Annotated in this window: 13 protein-coding genes; 6 read left to right on the top strand and 7 right to left on the bottom strand. The window is 74.2% G+C overall.

Annotation, left to right across the window (positions count from 1 at the left end; translation table 11 throughout):
* Positions 1-40 precede the first annotated feature (40 nt).
* A complete protein-coding gene (locus H9657_RS12960; protein ID WP_191783839.1) occupies positions 41-1594 on the bottom strand; it encodes a hypothetical protein in 1554 nt (517 codons plus the stop codon).
* Positions 1570-2412 (bottom strand): ABC transporter ATP-binding protein, encoded by an 843-nt coding sequence (locus H9657_RS12965; protein ID WP_191783840.1) that lies wholly within the window; start codon positions 2410-2412, stop codon positions 1570-1572. Before H9657_RS12965 ends, H9657_RS12960 begins: the two co-directional genes overlap by 25 nt.
* A gap of 149 nt (positions 2413-2561) precedes the next feature.
* Between H9657_RS12965 and H9657_RS12970 the strand changes: the two genes are divergently transcribed.
* Entirely contained in the window at positions 2562-3977 is a 1416-nt protein-coding gene (locus H9657_RS12970) for a DNA recombination protein RmuC (protein ID WP_191783841.1), read from the top strand.
* Between the two features lie 18 nt (positions 3978-3995).
* Here the strand turns inward: H9657_RS12970 and H9657_RS12975 are convergent, their stop codons facing one another.
* Complete coding sequence (locus tag H9657_RS12975) at positions 3996-5057, bottom strand: 4-hydroxy-3-methylbut-2-enyl diphosphate reductase (protein ID WP_318241479.1); 1062 nt, start codon at positions 5055-5057, stop codon at positions 3996-3998.
* A gap of 134 nt (positions 5058-5191) precedes the next feature.
* Here H9657_RS12975 and xseA point away from each other — a divergent pair, with 134 nt between their 5' ends.
* From xseA to H9657_RS12995, 4 genes are all read left to right on the top strand, one after another.
* Positions 5192-6466: an exodeoxyribonuclease VII large subunit gene (gene xseA, locus H9657_RS12980; RefSeq protein WP_191783842.1), complete on the top strand. Its 1275-nt coding sequence runs from the start codon at positions 5192-5194 to the stop codon at positions 6464-6466.
* Positions 6467-6569: 103 nt separating this feature from the next.
* Positions 6570-6887: an exodeoxyribonuclease VII small subunit gene (locus H9657_RS12985; RefSeq protein WP_191783843.1), complete on the top strand. Its 318-nt coding sequence runs from the start codon at positions 6570-6572 to the stop codon at positions 6885-6887.
* Positions 6884-7855 carry a carbohydrate kinase family protein gene (locus H9657_RS12990; protein ID WP_191783844.1) on the top strand — a complete coding sequence of 324 codons (972 nt, stop codon included), beginning with the start codon at positions 6884-6886 and terminating at the stop codon, positions 7853-7855. The genes H9657_RS12985 and H9657_RS12990 overlap by 4 nt, the downstream gene beginning before the upstream one ends.
* Positions 7852-8523 carry a carbonic anhydrase gene (locus H9657_RS12995; RefSeq protein WP_191783845.1) on the top strand — a complete coding sequence of 224 codons (672 nt, stop codon included), beginning with the start codon at positions 7852-7854 and terminating at the stop codon, positions 8521-8523. The genes H9657_RS12990 and H9657_RS12995 overlap by 4 nt, the downstream gene beginning before the upstream one ends.
* A 33-nt stretch (positions 8524-8556) precedes the next feature.
* Here the strand turns inward: H9657_RS12995 and H9657_RS13000 are convergent, their stop codons facing one another.
* From H9657_RS13000 to H9657_RS13015, 4 genes are read right to left on the bottom strand one after another with little or no spacing between them, the layout of a single operon-like run.
* Positions 8557-9837, bottom strand: coding sequence for an ABC transporter ATP-binding protein (locus H9657_RS13000; RefSeq protein ID WP_191783846.1), 1281 nt, complete (start codon positions 9835-9837; stop codon positions 8557-8559).
* 29 nt (positions 9838-9866) lie between these two features.
* Positions 9867-10700 (bottom strand): carbohydrate ABC transporter permease, encoded by an 834-nt coding sequence (locus H9657_RS13005; RefSeq protein ID WP_191783847.1) that lies wholly within the window; start codon positions 10698-10700, stop codon positions 9867-9869.
* Positions 10697-11659, bottom strand: a complete 963-nt coding sequence (locus tag H9657_RS13010; RefSeq protein ID WP_191783848.1) for a carbohydrate ABC transporter permease — start codon at positions 11657-11659, stop codon at positions 10697-10699. The genes H9657_RS13005 and H9657_RS13010 overlap by 4 nt, the downstream gene beginning before the upstream one ends.
* Positions 11656-12939: an extracellular solute-binding protein gene (locus H9657_RS13015; protein ID WP_191783849.1), complete on the bottom strand. Its 1284-nt coding sequence runs from the start codon at positions 12937-12939 to the stop codon at positions 11656-11658. The genes H9657_RS13010 and H9657_RS13015 overlap by 4 nt, the downstream gene beginning before the upstream one ends.
* Before the next feature lie 159 nt (positions 12940-13098).
* Between H9657_RS13015 and H9657_RS13020 the strand changes: the two genes are divergently transcribed.
* Positions 13099-14556 (top strand): class II fumarate hydratase, encoded by a 1458-nt coding sequence (locus H9657_RS13020; RefSeq protein WP_191783850.1) that lies wholly within the window; start codon positions 13099-13101, stop codon positions 14554-14556.
* Positions 14557-14583: the final 27 nt, after the last annotated feature.

The following is a 14583-nucleotide window of genomic DNA, read 5'->3' on the forward strand; positions in this document are numbered from 1 at the left end:
CCCCGGGCCGCCCGGCGGGCGGGGCGGCCCGGGCGCCGCGTCACGCGAACGCGCGCATCTTCTGCAGCAGGTCCGGACCGCGCCGGTCGAGCATGGACCCGCCCAGCCGGACGCCGGCCACCAGGACGACGGTCCCGAGCACCAGGCCGACACCCATCGCGGCCCAGCCCAGGGCCGCGGAGTCCCGCACGACCGCGAGCAGCGCCAGCACCGCCGTCGGGGCGCCCCGCGCCCCGATGGCGGTGAAGCCGACCAGCTGCGACGTGAACGCCGCCGCGCTCGCGCCCTGCTTGGTGCCGAAGGGGTTCTCCCCCGGCTGCTGCACGGGGTACACGACGGCAGCAGACACGACGCTCGCACCGCCGAGCGAGGTCAGGAGCAGGCCCACGCTCGCCCCCAGCAGGGCCGGCAGCGCGTCCCACCGGTCGGCGTACCAGACGGTGCCGAACACCACGACGAGCGTCAGGACGAGCCCCAGGGAGCCCGCGACGAGCACGCGGCCCCACCGGTCCGCCACACCGCGCAGCGGTGAGACGAGGTGCGTCCAGTACGCCGTGCCGTCGTAGGCGACGTCGGCCGAGATGCTCCAGCCCACCGTGAAGGCGGCCGCCGGGCCCGCGACCAGCACGATCGCGCCGTCGGGTGCGGAGATGGCGAGCAGGACGGGCAGCACGGGGACGATCGCGACCGCGATGGCGTAGCGCGGGTCGCGCAGCCAGTACGTGGCGGCGCGTGCGGCGACCGCACCGGTCGGGGTCGCGGGCAGCCGCCCGAACCAGCCGAGCCCGCGGGCTCGGGAGTCGCCGCCCGCGCTGACGGGCTCGGTGAGGGTGCGGTCCAGGGCCCAGGACCACGCGCGGAGCGCCACGACGAGCGTCGCGAGCGCGACGACGAGCCGCAGCAGCAGCCCGGCCCAGTCGCCCGCGGCGACCGCCGGGGCCAGGGCCCAGGGCGCGCCGAGCGGCGTCCACGACAGCACGCGCGCGACGGACTCCAGCCCGACGCCCGACGCCCCCTCGGCCACGGTCGACAGGATCGGGCCGAGGAAGATGAACGGCAGGATCGCGAGCGCCGCGACCACCTCGCGCACGCGCCGCCGCCCGATGACGGGCGCCAGGACGGTCGTGGTGGCACGCGCGCCGAGGGTGCACGCGAGCACCGCGAGGACCGCGCCGACGAGCGCGACCAGCGCCGCGAGCGGCTCGCGCCACCACGCCAGGGGCGTGGCCAGGGCGCTCAACGTCGTCACGACGCCCGGGATGCCGATGAGCCCGGCGATCGTCAGCCCGACGAGCAGGTCCCGCCGCGGGACGCCGAACGTCACGAAGCGGCGCGGGTCGAGCGTCGCGTCGACGCCGAACGCGACGAGCGGGACGACCCACCAGCCGAGCACCAGGAGCGAGCCGACGACGACCAGGACGTCCCCGCGCAGCTGGACGTCGACGAATCCGAGCCCCACGGCACCCGCCCCCGCGAGACCCAGCAGCGTGAGCCCGTACAGCGCCGCCACGACGAGGCCGACGACCTGCCACGCGCTGCGGCGCAGGCCGTTGCGCAGCAGCGTGAGCTTCAGTCGGACGAGGTGCGCAACCACGCGATGCCCTCCCCCGTGATCCGGCCGCCGACGAGGTCGACGAAGCGCTCCTCGAGCGACCGGCCCGCGCGCACCTCGTCGACCGTGCCCGCCGCGAGCACGTGGCCCTCGGCGATCACCGCGACGTGGTCGCACATGCGCTGCACGAGGTCCATGACGTGCGACGACACCACGACGGTCCCGCCGCCGGCGACGTACTGGTGCAGGATCTCGCGGATGTTCGCCGCCGAGACCGGGTCGACGGCCTCGAACGGCTCGTCGAGCACCAGGACGCGCGGCGCGTGCACGAGCGCGCACGCGAGCGCGACCTTCTTGGTCATGCCGGCGGAGTAGTCGACGACGAGCGTGTCGGCGTCCTGCTCGAGCCCGACGGCGGCCAGCAGGTCACGCGTGCGCGACGTGACGGTGGGACGGTCGAGCCCCTGCAGGAGCCCGGCGTACGTCACGAGCTGCGCGCCCGTGAGGCGGTCGAAGAGGCGCACGCCGTCGGGCAGCACCCCGATGGTGCGCTTGACCTCGGTCGGGTGCGCCCACAGGTCGACGCCGTGCACCAGCACCGTGCCCGCGTCGGGACGCAGCAGCCCGGTGGCCATCGACAGCGTGGTCGTCTTGCCCGCGCCGTTGGGGCCGACGAGGCCGTAGAACGAGCCCGCGGGGATCTCCAGGTCGATGCCGGCGACCGCGACCTTCTGCCCGAACCGGCGCCACAGCCCCTGCAGGGACAAGGCGGGTGCGCCTGCCACCGGAGCGGGGGCGCTGGTCACAGGCCCGGGCACGGGCCCGGGACCTGGCTGCGGGAAGGGGGGTGGCGTCGTCACCCGACCGAGGATAGGGGCGGCGACCCACAGTCCGGATCGGGCGCGGGACGGAGACCCGGCCCCGCCCCGCGGACGGTCCCCGGCCCTCGTGCCCGCCGCACGGCACCACCTCACCCGCCGTGTCGGTGGGCGCTGGCACGCTGCTCACCATGGACGACACGACGCTCGGCACCCTCCCGCTGATCCTGGGCGCGCTGCTGCTCGGGGCGTCGCTCGGCGGCCTCGTCGCCTGGGTGCTCGCGTCGTCGCGTGCCGCCCGGGCAGCCGACGAGCGGGTCCGCGCCGCGGAGGTCGACGCCGCGCGGGCGCGGGCGCACCTGGAGTCCGAGCGCGCGGGCGCGGGCGACCGCTTCCGGGCGCTCGCCGACGAGGCGCTCGCGGCGACGAGCGAGCAGTTCCTCGCCCTGGCCCACCAGCGGCTCGCGGCCGAGCACCAGACGCAGGTCGGTGAGCTGGTGCAGCGCGAGCAGGCGGTGCGGGCGATGGTCGAGCCGCTGTCCCGCACGCTGGACCACGTGCGCACCGAGCTCGTCGAGGCCGAGCGCGCGCGCGCCGAGGGCAACGCCGCGCTGGGCGAGCAGGTGCGTGCCATGCGGGCCGCGTCCGACCAGCTGCGCGGCGAGACCTCGCAGCTGGTCACCGCGCTGCGCTCGTCGCAGGTGCGCGGCCGCTGGGGCGAGGTGCAGCTGCGCCGCGTGGTGGAGGCCGCCGGCATGCTCGCGCACGTCGACTTCGTCGAGCAGGAGCAGGTCCGCACCGACGACGGGCTGCAGCGGCCCGACATGGTCGTCAAGCTCGCCGGCGGCAAGCAGGTCGTGGTCGACGCCAAGGTCGCGTTCCTCGGGTTCCTCGACGCCGCGCAGACCGACGACGAGGCCGTCCGCGCGCAGCGGCTCGCGGCGCACGCGCGGCACGTCCGCAAGCACGTCGACGACCTGGCCTCGAAGCGCTACTGGGACCAGTTCGCCCCCGCGCCGGAGTTCGTCGTGATGTTCGTGCCGGCCGAGTCGTTCCTGCACGCGGCGGCCGAGCAGGACCCGACGCTCATCGAGTACGCGTTCGAGCAGAACGTCGTCATCGCGACGCCCGTGACGCTGCTGACGCTGCTGCGGACCGTCGCGTACGCGTGGCGGCAGGACTCGCTCGCGGCGAACGCGCAGCAGGTGCTCACCCTGGGCAAGGAGCTGCACGGGCGGCTCGCGACCATGGGCAGCCACCTCGCGCGCCTCGGCCGCTCGATCGACGCGGCGGCGGGCGCCTACAACCAGGCCGTCGGGTCCCTGGAGACCCGGGTGCTCGTGAGCGCGCGGCGCTTCGCGGAGCTGAACGTGGTCGACGCCGACCTCCCGACGCCCGGCCCGGCGAACCCCCGGCTCACGGCGCTCAGCGCGCCCGAGCTGGTCGCGTCGGCCGCGGACCAGGTCGTCGCGCTCGACGACGTGCTCGGCGACCGGGTGCTCGGCGACCCGGGGGGCTCCCGCGACGCCCGCGCGCTCGCCGACGAGACCGCGGCACCGCGGTCGCTCGACGGGCGGTCGCGCGACGGGAACGCCTCGACCGCGTGAGCGGACGGCGGCGACGCGTCAGACGGGCTGGACGTCCAGCCGGCGGCGACCGTCCGGGCGCGGGCGGCCGGTCGGCTCCCCCGCGGCCTTGAGGTCGGCGCGCAGCTCGCGCGGCAGCGAGAACATGAGGTCCTCGGTCGCGGTGCGCACCTCCTCGACGTCGGCGAAGCCGTGCTCGGCGAGGAACGCCAGGACGTCGTCCACCAGGATCTCCGGCACCGAGGCGCCCGACGTGACGCCGACGGTCGTCGCGCCCTCGAGCCAGGCCGGGTCGATCTCGGCGGCCTTGTCGACGCGGTACGACGAGCGCGCACCGGCGTCGAGCGCGACCTCGACCAGCCGCACCGAGTTCGACGAGTTGGCCGACCCGACCGTCAGCACCACGTCGCACGCGGGCGCGAGCTTCTTGACGGCCACCTGACGGTTCTGCGTCGCGTAGCAGATGTCGTCGCTGGGCGGGTCCTGCAGCTGCGGGAACTTGACGCGCAGCCGGCGGACCGTCTCCATCGTCTCGTCGACCGACAGCGTCGTCTGGGAGATCCACATGACCCGCTCCGGGTCGCGCACCTCGACGTGGTCCGCGTCGGCCGGGGAGTTCACGACCTGGATGTGCTCCGGGGCGTGGCCCTGCGTGCCCTCGACCTCCTCGTGGCCCTCGTGGCCGATGAGCAGGATGTCGAAGTCCTCGGCGGCGAACCGCACGGCCTCCTTGTGGACCTTGGTCACCAGGGGGCACGTCGCGTCGATCGTCTGGAGGTTGCGGGCCGCGGCGCTCGCCTTCACGGCCGGCGAGACGCCGTGCGCGGAGAACACGACGCGCGCGCCCTCGGGCACCTGGTCGGTCTCGTCGACGAACACGGCGCCGCGTGCGGCGAGCGTGTCGACGACGTGGCGGTTGTGGACGATCTCCTTGCGGACGTACACGGGCGCGCCGTAGTGCTCGAGCGCCTTCTCGACCGCGATCACGGCGCGGTCGACTCCGGCGCAGTACCCGCGGGGGGCCGCGAGCAGGACGCGCTTGCGCGCGGTGCGCAGGTCGTGCGCGCGCGCGTCGACGGGGTCCGGGGCAGCGTGGGTCACCCCGCCAGTCTAGGCCGGGGGCCGCGCGGACCCCGGGGTGACGCCCGCCACCGTCACGCGACCTCCACGACACCGCCGCCGCGGCCACGGCAGCACGGACCGGTGGTGTCGGCGCCGTGAGGCAGGCTGGGTCCGTGCAGGACGACACCAGCGCCCCGACCGCCGCAGCACCCGCGTCACCCGCGGCACCGCTGCCGCTGCCGCTCAAGGCCGCCGACACCACGCCCGAGCGGCCGTGGCCGGTGCGGCACCTCGCGCCCAAGGTGGCCGACTACGTCGCGCGCATGCCCCCGGTCTGGGTCGAGGGCCAGCTGCTCAACGTGCGCCGGTGGAACTCGCTGCTGTTCCTCACCCTGCGCGACACCGACCTCGACATGTCGCTCTCCGTGACGCTGCCGGCCGTGGCCGCGATGAGCCTGGGCGACCGGTTCGCCGACGGTGCGCACGTCGTGGTCCACGCCCGCCCGCAGTACCAGGTGAAGAAGGGCGCGCTGGGGTTCACGGCGGACCGGGTGCGGCTGGTCGGGCTCGGCGAGCTGCTCGCGCGCATCGAGCACCTCAAGGGCGTGCTCGCGGCGGAGGGGCTGTTCGACGAGTCCCGTAAGCGCCCCCTGCCGTTCTTGCCGGCGGTCGTGGGCCTGGTGTGCGCGCAGCAGGGCGACGCCGAGCACGACGTGGTCTCGAACGCGCGCGCCCGCTGGCCCGGCGTGCAGTTCGAGATCCGGCGGGTCACCGTGCAGGGGCCCAGCGCGGTCCCCGAGGTGAGCGCGGCGATCGCCGAGCTCGACGCCGACCCACGCGTCGAGGTCGTCGTCGTGGCGCGCGGCGGCGGGTCGTTCGAGGACCTGCTGCCGTTCAGCAACGAGACCCTCGTGCGTGCGGCGGCCGCCTGCCGCACGCCGCTGGTCAGCGCGATCGGCCACCACATGGACGCCCCGCTGCTCGACCTCGTCGCGGACCTGCGCGCGTCGACGCCCACGGACGCGGCCAAGCGGGTCGTGCCGGACGTCACCGAGGAGCGCGCACGGATCGTGCAGGCCCGCAGCCGCACGCGCGCCGCGCTCACGCACCGGATCTCGCGCGAGGAGTCGACGCTCGCCCACCTGCGCACGCGCCCGGTCGTGGCACGTCCCGAGACGCTCGTCGACCCGCACGAGGCCGCGCTGCACCGGCAGACGGCACGCGGCCGCACGCTGCTCGACGCGGCCCTCGCGCAGGCGTCCACCGCGACGGCCCGGCTGGCCGGCCAGGTGCGGGCGCTGTCCCCCGCGGCCACGCTGGAGCGCGGCTACGCGGTGGTGCAGCGTGCCGACGGCGCCGTCGTGCGCAGCCCCGCGGACGTCGCACCCGGCGACGCGCTGCGCGTGCGGGTCGCGGCGGGCGAGCTGGCGGCGACCGTCACACCCTGACGCCTGTGGACCCGGACACCGAGGGCGCGCGGCCGGTCCACGCCCGGGCCGCCATCCGTGGGACGGTGCGCCCCGCGTCGGGCCCTGCTGGTTGACTGTGCGCGTGGCACGACGTGAGACGACCGACCCCGCCGGTGCGGGGGCCCCGGCAGCCCCCTCCCTCCCCGACCCCGCGACGCTCGGCTACGAGCAGGCGCGCGACGAGCTGGTCTCGATCGTGGCGCGGCTCGAGTCCGGTGCGGGGACCCTCGAGGAGTCCCTCGCGCTGTGGGAGCGCGGCGAGGCGCTCGCGGCGCGCTGCCAGGAGTGGCTCGACGGCGCGCGCGCCCGTCTGACCTCGGCACGCGGCGGCGCAGCACCCGACGCGACGCCGCAGGCCCCGGGCGCGACGGCGGACGTGGACGAGCAGGAGGAACGATGAGCGACGGCACCTCCGGTCGCGCCCTGGTCGTCGGCGAGGCGCTCGTCGACGCGGTCCGACGCCCCGACGGGACCCGCGGCGAGCACCCCGGCGGCAGCCCCGCCAACGTCGCCCTCGGGCTCGCCCGGCTCGGGCGGCGCGCCGACCTGCTGACCTGGCTCGCTCCCGACGCCGAGGGCGACCTCGTGCGCCGGCACCTCGAGAAGTCCGGCGTCCGGGTGCTGCACGGCGACCGCACGCCCGCGAGGACGCCCGTCGCGACCGCCCACCTCGACTCCGCAGGCGTCGCGACGTACGAGTTCGACCTCGAGTGGGACCTGCCCTCGTCGTGGGACGAGGACGGCGACGACCCGCTCGTCGTGCACACGGGGTCGATCGCCACGGTGCTGACGCCCGGCGCCCCCAAGGTCGCGGCGCTGCTCGAGGGCCGCCGCGCGGTCTCGACCCTGACGTACGACCCGAACCTGCGGCCCGCGCTCATGGGTGACGCGGCCGACGTGCTGCCCGTCGTCGAGCGTCTCGTGCGGCTCGTCGACGTCGTGAAGGTCAGCGACGAGGACCTCGCGTGGCTGCAGCCGGGGGTCGCGCCGGCCGAGATCGCCGAGACGTGGAGCCGGTCCGGTCCCGCGCTCGTCGTCGTCACGCACGGCGGCGAGGGCGCGTTCGCGGTCACGTCCGCCGGAGCCCGGCTGTCGGTGACGGCGCCGCGCGTCACGGTCGCCGACACGGTCGGCGCGGGCGACTCGTTCATGGGTGGCCTCGTCGACGGCCTCTGGTCGGCCGGGCTGCTGGGTGCCGGCCGCCGGGCCGCGCTGCACGACGCGGACCCCTCCGTGCTGCAGGAGCTGCTGGAGCGCTGCGCCCGGATCGCCGCGATCACGGTCTCGCGGCCCGGTGCGGACCCGCCGCGACGCGCCGAGGTCGACGACGCACCCGCCGCCACGGAGACGAAGGGAGCCGGCGCATGACCGCCGCCACCACCAGCCCCACGACCCCCGCCGCCGCGTGGGCGGAGCTCTGCTCGGGCAACGTGCGGTTCGTGGAGGACCGCATGCTGCACCCGTCGCAGGGCATCGACCGGCGCGCCGAGCTGAGCGCCGAGCAGCACCCGTTCGCGGTCGTGTTCGGCTGCTCGGACAGCCGCGTCGCGGCCGAGATCATCTTCGACCAGGGGCTGGGCGACCTGTTCGTCGTGCGCACCGCGGGCCACGTGCTGGACACCACGGTCATCGGGTCCATCGAGTACGGCGTGAGCGTCCTCGGTGCACCGCTCGTCGTGGTCCTGGCCCACGACTCGTGCGGCGCGGTCGCGGCGACCGTGGACGCGATGACGACCGGCAACGTGCCCCCCGGCTTCGTGCAGGCCGTCGTGGACCGCGTCATCCCCTCCATCGTCGGGCTGACCGCCTCCGGCCGACCGCTGGACACGTTCGACGCCGCGACGCTCGGGCACGAGCACGTCCTGCACACCGCGCGGCAGCTGCACGGCTACTCGGTGTCGCTGGCCAAGGAGGTCACCGAGGGGCGGTGCGCGATCGTGGCGCTCGAGTACACGCTCGCCGACGGCCGTGCGCGCGTGGCGCAGGTCATCGGCGACATCGGCGCCGGCATGGGCGTCGTCCCGCCGCAGGACTGACGCCGCCCGGCAGCGTCGGGCCCGCGGGCGGCGTCAGGCGGCGGTCTCGCGGTCGCCGTCGCGGTCCCGGTCGGCGCGCCGACGGGCGCGTTCGGTCGCGCGGCGCCGGTCCTCCACGCTCTCCTCGTCGGACCGCCGCGCCGACTCCTCGTCGTACGTGAGGTTGTCCCCCGACTCCGGGTCGAACACCAGGAGCCGCGCCGGGTCGAACCACAGCTCGGCCGTGTCGCCGTCGCGCGCGTGCGACTCGGCGCCGAGCGCCGCGACGAGCTGCGTGCGCATGTTCTCGCCGTCGAGGTCACGGTCGAGCTCCTCGAGCGTGGCCGCGACGTCCTCGCGCGTCTCGAACGGGACGTACGCGTACAGCTCGGCGCCCAGCCACTCGACGACGTCGACGTCGGCCTCGAAGGTGACGCCCTTGGCGCGCGTCTCGTCGTCGAGCGTGTCGGCGTCCTCGAGGTGCTCGGGCCGCAGGCCGACGATCACGAGCTTGCGGTCGCCGATCCGCGCACGCAGCTCGTCCGTCAGCGGGACCTGCGTCAGCGGCAGGCGCAGCACGTCGCCGTCGACCTCGCCGGGCAGGAAGTTCATCGGCGGGGACCCGATGAACCCGGCGACGAACAGGTTGACCGGCTGCTCGTACAGGGCCCGCGGGCTCGCGACCTGCTGCAGCACGCCCTTCTTGAGGACCGCCACGCGGTCCCCCAGCGTCATGGCCTCGGTCTGGTCGTGCGTCACGTAGATCGTCGTCGTGCCGAGCCGGCGCTGCATGCGGGCGATCTCGGTCCGCATCTGGCCCCGGAGCTTCGCGTCGAGGTTGGACAGCGGCTCGTCGAACAGGAACGCGCGCGCCTCGCGGACGATCGCGCGGCCCATCGCGACGCGCTGCCGCTGCCCGCCCGACAGGTTCGCGGGCTTGCGGTCGAGGTGCTCCTGCAGCTCGAGGGTCTCGGCGGCCTTCTCGACGCGCCGCCGGACCTCCTCCTCGGGGTACTTGCCCTTCTCGAGCCGCAGCGGGAACGCGATGTTCTCGAAGACGCTCAGGTGCGGGTACAGCGCGTAGTTCTGGAACACCATCGCGAGCCTGCGGTCGCGCGGCGCCTTGTCGTTGACGACGTCCCCGTCGATCGAGATCTCGCCGTCGCTGATGTCCTCCAGCCCGACGACCATCCGCAGCAGCGTGGACTTCCCGCAGCCGGACGGCCCGACGAGGATGACGAACTCCCCGTCGTCGATCTCCAGGCTGACGTCGTTCACGGCCGGGAAGCCGTCGCCGTACTTCTTCACGACGTGGCTCAGCGTGATCGCGGCCATGGCGCTCCTCCTCCTGCTCCGACGGCGGGTCAGCCCTTGACGGCGCCCTGGGTGAGCCCGGCGACGATCTGGCGCTGGAACAGCAGCACCAGCACGACGACGGGGACGGTGACGATGACGGCCGCGGCGGAGATCGCCCCGGTCGGCTCCTCGAACTGCGAGGCACCCGTGAAGAACGCGAGCGCCGCCGGCACGGGGCGGGCGGCCTCGGTGGACGTCAGCGAGATGCCGTAGACGAAGTCGTTCCACGCGAGGAAGAACGCGATGATCGCGGTCGTGGCCACGCCGGGCCCGGCGAGCGGCACGATGACCTTGCGGAACGCCTGCGCGGTCGTGGCGCCGTCGACCTGCGCGGCCTGCTCCATCTCCCACGGGATCTCGCGGAAGAACGCCGTGAGCGTCCAGATGGACAGCGGCAGGGTGATCGACAGGTACGGGATGACGAGCCCCGCCCACGTGTCGAAGAGCCCGATCGCGCGCCAGATGTTGAACAGCGGCGTGACGATCGAGATGACCGGGAACATCGACACCGCGAGCGAGAGCCCCAGCACGAACGCCTTGCCGGGGAAGTCGAGACGCGCGACCGCGTACGCGCACAGCGCCGCGAGCACGACCGCGATGACCGTCGCGATGAGGCAGATGCCCACCGAGTTGCGCAGCGCCGGCAGGAACAGGTCGGACGCGTCACCGGTGAGGATGAGCTGGTAGTTCTGCCACGACACGGACCTCGGCAGGAACGAGCCGTCGTCCAGGTCCGAGGGCGCCTTGAGCGACAGGGACAGGATCCACGCGACGGGGAACAGGCAGTACAGGAAGATGAGCAGCCCGCCGACCCACCACCACGCCTTCGACCGCCCGCTCATCGTCCCGCCCTCGTCGACGCCGCCAGGTTGACCTTGAAGCCCTTGACGAACACCAGCGCGATGAGCGCGACGCAGATCGTCAGCAGCACGGAGACGGCCGAGCCGATGCCGATCTCGAGCCGCTGGATCGTCTGCCGGTAGGCGAGGAACGAGACCGACTCGGTGCCCGCCGCGCCGTTCGTCATGATGAAGATGTTGTCGAAGATCCGGAACGCGTCGAGCGTGCGGAACAGCAGCGCGACCATGATCGCGGCCTTCATGTTGGGGATCGTCACGCGCCGCATGCGCTGCCACCACGTGGCCCCGTCGACCTTCGCCGCCTCCTGCAGCTCGCCCGGCACCTGCGCCAGGCCCGAGAGCAGCAGCAGCGAGATGAACGGCGTGGTCTTCCAGATCTCCGAGATCGAGATGACCGTCACCGCGGTGCCGAACGACGCGAACCAGTCGAGGTCGTCGGGCACGAACGGCAGCCAGCTGTTCACGAAGCCGCTGGTCAGGTCGAACATGAACCGGAACGCGAACGCCGAGACGACCGTGATGATCGCGTACGGGATGAGGATCGCGGTGCGCAGCGCCGGCCGCAGCGTCCCGAGCGCGTTGTTCATCACGAGCGCCAGCGCGAACCCGAGCACGAGCTCGACCACGACGGTCACGACGGTGATGAGGACCGTCACGCCGAGCGCCTGCCACCAGATGGGGTCGGACAGGATCAGCGAGAAGTTGCCGAGGCCGACGAACCGCCGCGCGTCGGGGTTCGTGAGCTTGTAGCTGAACAGCGAGTCCCAGACGGCCTGCAGGATCGGGTACCCGACCACGGCCAGCAGGACGAGGATCGCCGGTGCGCACAGCATCAGGCCGAGGCGCGCCTCCTGGCGTCGGCGGTCCGAGCGGTGGGGCCGGGGCGGCTTGCGCGTCGCCGCGTCGGCGGCGGCGGGGACGGCGGTGGTCGCGGCGCTCACAGCAGTGACCTCCCCTGCAGGACGTCGGTGACGAGCTGGTCGGCCCGTCCCGGGCTGGAGTCCGGCGAGACGCCGCGCGGCGGGTGCCACGTGCGCTGCAGGCTCGAGGACACCTCGTTGTAGAAGGGCGTCTGGGGACGCGGCGCCGCCTGCTGCAGGGACTCCCGGATGAGGTCGGCCATGGGGAACGCCTCCTGGACCTCGGGGTCGTCGAACGCGGCCAGCGCCCCGGGCGGGTTGCCGTCGGACAGGTAGTACTCCGCCTGCTTCTCGGGCTGGACGATGCACTGCGCGGCCTCGAACGCCAGGTCGGGGTGCTCGCTGAACGCGCTCACGCCCAGCGTCACGCCACCGATGGGCGGGCGGGCCTGCTCGCCCTCGACCGCCTGCGGGTACATCGCCCAGCCGTAGTCGTCGACGACCGACTGGTCGAGGCTGCCCGCCTCGACGCCGGTCTTGGCGCGCTGCCACACGAACGGCCAGTTGACCATGAAGCCCGCGGAGTCGCCCTCGAACATCGAGGCGTTGATGTCCTCGTCCGCGTTGGACAGCTGCGCGCCGCCGACGCCCGCGGCGGTGAGGTCCGCGATGATCTGCGCGGCCGTGCGCCCCGCGTCGGAGTCCAGGCTCGCCGTGACCTGCTGCGGGTCCTCCTCGTCGGGGTTCTCGAGGATGTGCCCGCCCGCGGACTCGACCAGCGCGTTCACCCAGACCGTGAGCGACTCGGCGCGCGTGCCCTGCACGGCGATCGTGACGTCCTGGTCCGCGGCGGCCTCGATGATCTGGTCCCACGTGACCGGCTGCGTCATGTCCAGCCCCGCGGCCTCGGCCACGGACTTGCGGTACCAGAGCAGCTGCGTGTTCGCCCAGAACGGGACGACCACGAGCTCGTCGCCGAACGTCGCCGCGGCGACCGCGCCCTCGGCCACGTCCTGCGTCACGGCGTCGGCGACGTCGTCCGGCACGTCGGCGAGGAAGTCGGCGTTCGAGAACTCCGGCACGAACGGCGGGTCGATGCTCATGAGGTCGATCGACGTGTCGGCGGCGGCCAGGCGCCGCACGAGCTGCTCGCGCTGGCTCGGGGCGTCGCGAGGCAGCAGGGCGACCTCGAGGCGGTAGGCGCCGTCGGACGCCTCGCTGCACTCCTGCGCGATGCGGGCCTGCCCCCCGGAGTCCGGGTTGATGTACCACGTGAGGGTGGGAGGGCCCGCCTCGGCCGAGGCGCACGCGGCGAGTGGCGCCACGAGCACCAGGGCGAGGAGAGCGGCGCGTCGTCGCACGTCAGGTACCTGACCTCTCGCGTCGTCGGGAAAGGGCCGGACGGTCGTTCACATCGCACTACGACCTGCGCGGTCCCGCCACCGGAAGCGCGCGACGCGGTGCGCGACGAGGTGCGCCACACGGCCGGCGAGCCCCCCGGCGGTGGAAGGATGGGGCCCATGACTGACACGAACGGTCCCGACGCCGCGGCCACCGCGGACGTCGCCACCCCCGGGTTCCGCATCGAGCACGACACGATGGGCGAGGTGCGCGTCCCCGCCGACGCGCTGTACCGCGCGCAGACGCAGCGCGCGGTCGAGAACTTCCCCATCTCGGGGAGCACGCTCGAGCGCGGGCACATCGAGGCGCTCGCGCGCGTCAAGAAGGCGGCCGCGCGGGCCAACGCCGAGCTCGGCGTCCTGCCGCAGGACGTGGCCGACGCGATCGCGACGGCCGCGGACGAGGTCGCCTCCGGCGTGCACGACGCCCACTTCCCCGTCGACGTCTACCAGACGGGCTCGGGCACGAGCTCGAACATGAACACCAACGAGGTGCTGGCCACGCTCGCCACGCGCCTGCTCGGGCGCGCCGTGCACCCCAACGACCACGTCAACGCGTCGCAGTCGTCCAACGACGTGTTCCCGACGTCGGTGCACGTGGCCGCCACCGCCGGCGTCGTCCGCGACCTCGTCCCGGCGCTCGAGCACCTCGCGGGCGCCCTCGAGGCGAAGGCGACCGCGTGGGCCCACGTCGTGAAGTCCGGCCGCACGCACCTCATGGACGCGACGCCCGTGACCCTCGGGCAGGAGTTCGGCGGGTACGCCGCCGCGGTGCGCTACGGCGTCGAGCGCCTGCAGGCCGCGCTGCCGCGTGCCCCCGCGGCCCCCCCCCCCCCCCCCCCCCCCCCCCCCACGGCCGTGGGCACCGGCATCAACACCCCCGCCGGCTTCCCGCAGCGGGTCATCGCGCTGCTGGTCGAGGACACCGGCCTGCCGCTGACCGAGGCGCGCGACCACTTCGAGGCGCAGTCGTCGCGCGACGGCCTCGTCGAGCTCTCGGGCGCGCTGCGCACGATCGCCGTCAGCCTGACGAAGATCTGCAACGACCTGCGATGGATGGGCTCCGGGCCCAACACGGGCCTGGGAGAGATCGCGCTGCCGGACCTGCAGCCCGGGTCGTCGATCATGCCGGGCAAGGTCAACCCGGTCGTCCCGGAGGCCGTGCTCATGGTCTGCTCGCGCGTCGTCGGCAACGACGCCACGGTCGCCTGGGCGGGGGCGTCGGGCTCGTTCGAGCTCAACGTCCAGATCCCCGTCATCGCGTCGGCCGTGCTCGAGTCGGTCCGCCTGCTGGCGAACGCCTCGCGCGTCCTGGCCGACCGCACGGTCGCGGGCACGACGCCCAACGTCGAGCGGGCGCGCGCGCTGGCCGAGTCGTCGCCCTCGATCGTCACGCCGCTCAACCGCACGATCGGCTACGAGAACGCCGCGAAGATCGCGAAGCACGCCGTGAAGGCGGGCGTCACGATCCGCCAGGCGACCCTCGACCTCGGCTTCGTCGAGCGCGGCGAGCTCACGCTCGAGCAGCTCGACACCGCGCTCGACGTGCTCGCGATGACGCGTCCGCCGCAGGCCTGACACCCTCCGGACGCCCGGGCCGCACGT

The sequence above is a fragment of the Cellulomonas avistercoris genome, from assembly GCF_014836445.1.
In the GTDB taxonomy this organism is placed as follows: Bacteria; Actinomycetota; Actinomycetes; order Actinomycetales; family Cellulomonadaceae; genus Cellulomonas; species Cellulomonas avistercoris.

Bases quoted from the DNA above. Each gene is read 5' to 3' on its own strand.
- H9657_RS12990 (WP_191783844.1), top strand. From the start codon at position 6,884: ATGAGCGACGGCACCTCCGGTCGCGCCCTGGTCGTCGGCGAGGCGCTC.
- H9657_RS13005 (WP_191783847.1), bottom strand. From the start codon at position 10,700: ATGAGCGGGCGGTCGAAGGCGTGGTGGTGGGTCGGCGGGCTGCTCATC.
- H9657_RS13000 (WP_191783846.1), bottom strand. From the start codon at position 9,837: ATGGCCGCGATCACGCTGAGCCACGTCGTGAAGAAGTACGGCGACGGC.
- H9657_RS12995 (WP_191783845.1), top strand. From the start codon at position 7,852: ATGACCGCCGCCACCACCAGCCCCACGACCCCCGCCGCCGCGTGGGCG.
- H9657_RS12970 (WP_191783841.1), top strand. From the start codon at position 2,562: ATGGACGACACGACGCTCGGCACCCTCCCGCTGATCCTGGGCGCGCTG.
- H9657_RS13020 (WP_191783850.1), top strand. From the start codon at position 13,099: ATGACTGACACGAACGGTCCCGACGCCGCGGCCACCGCGGACGTCGCC.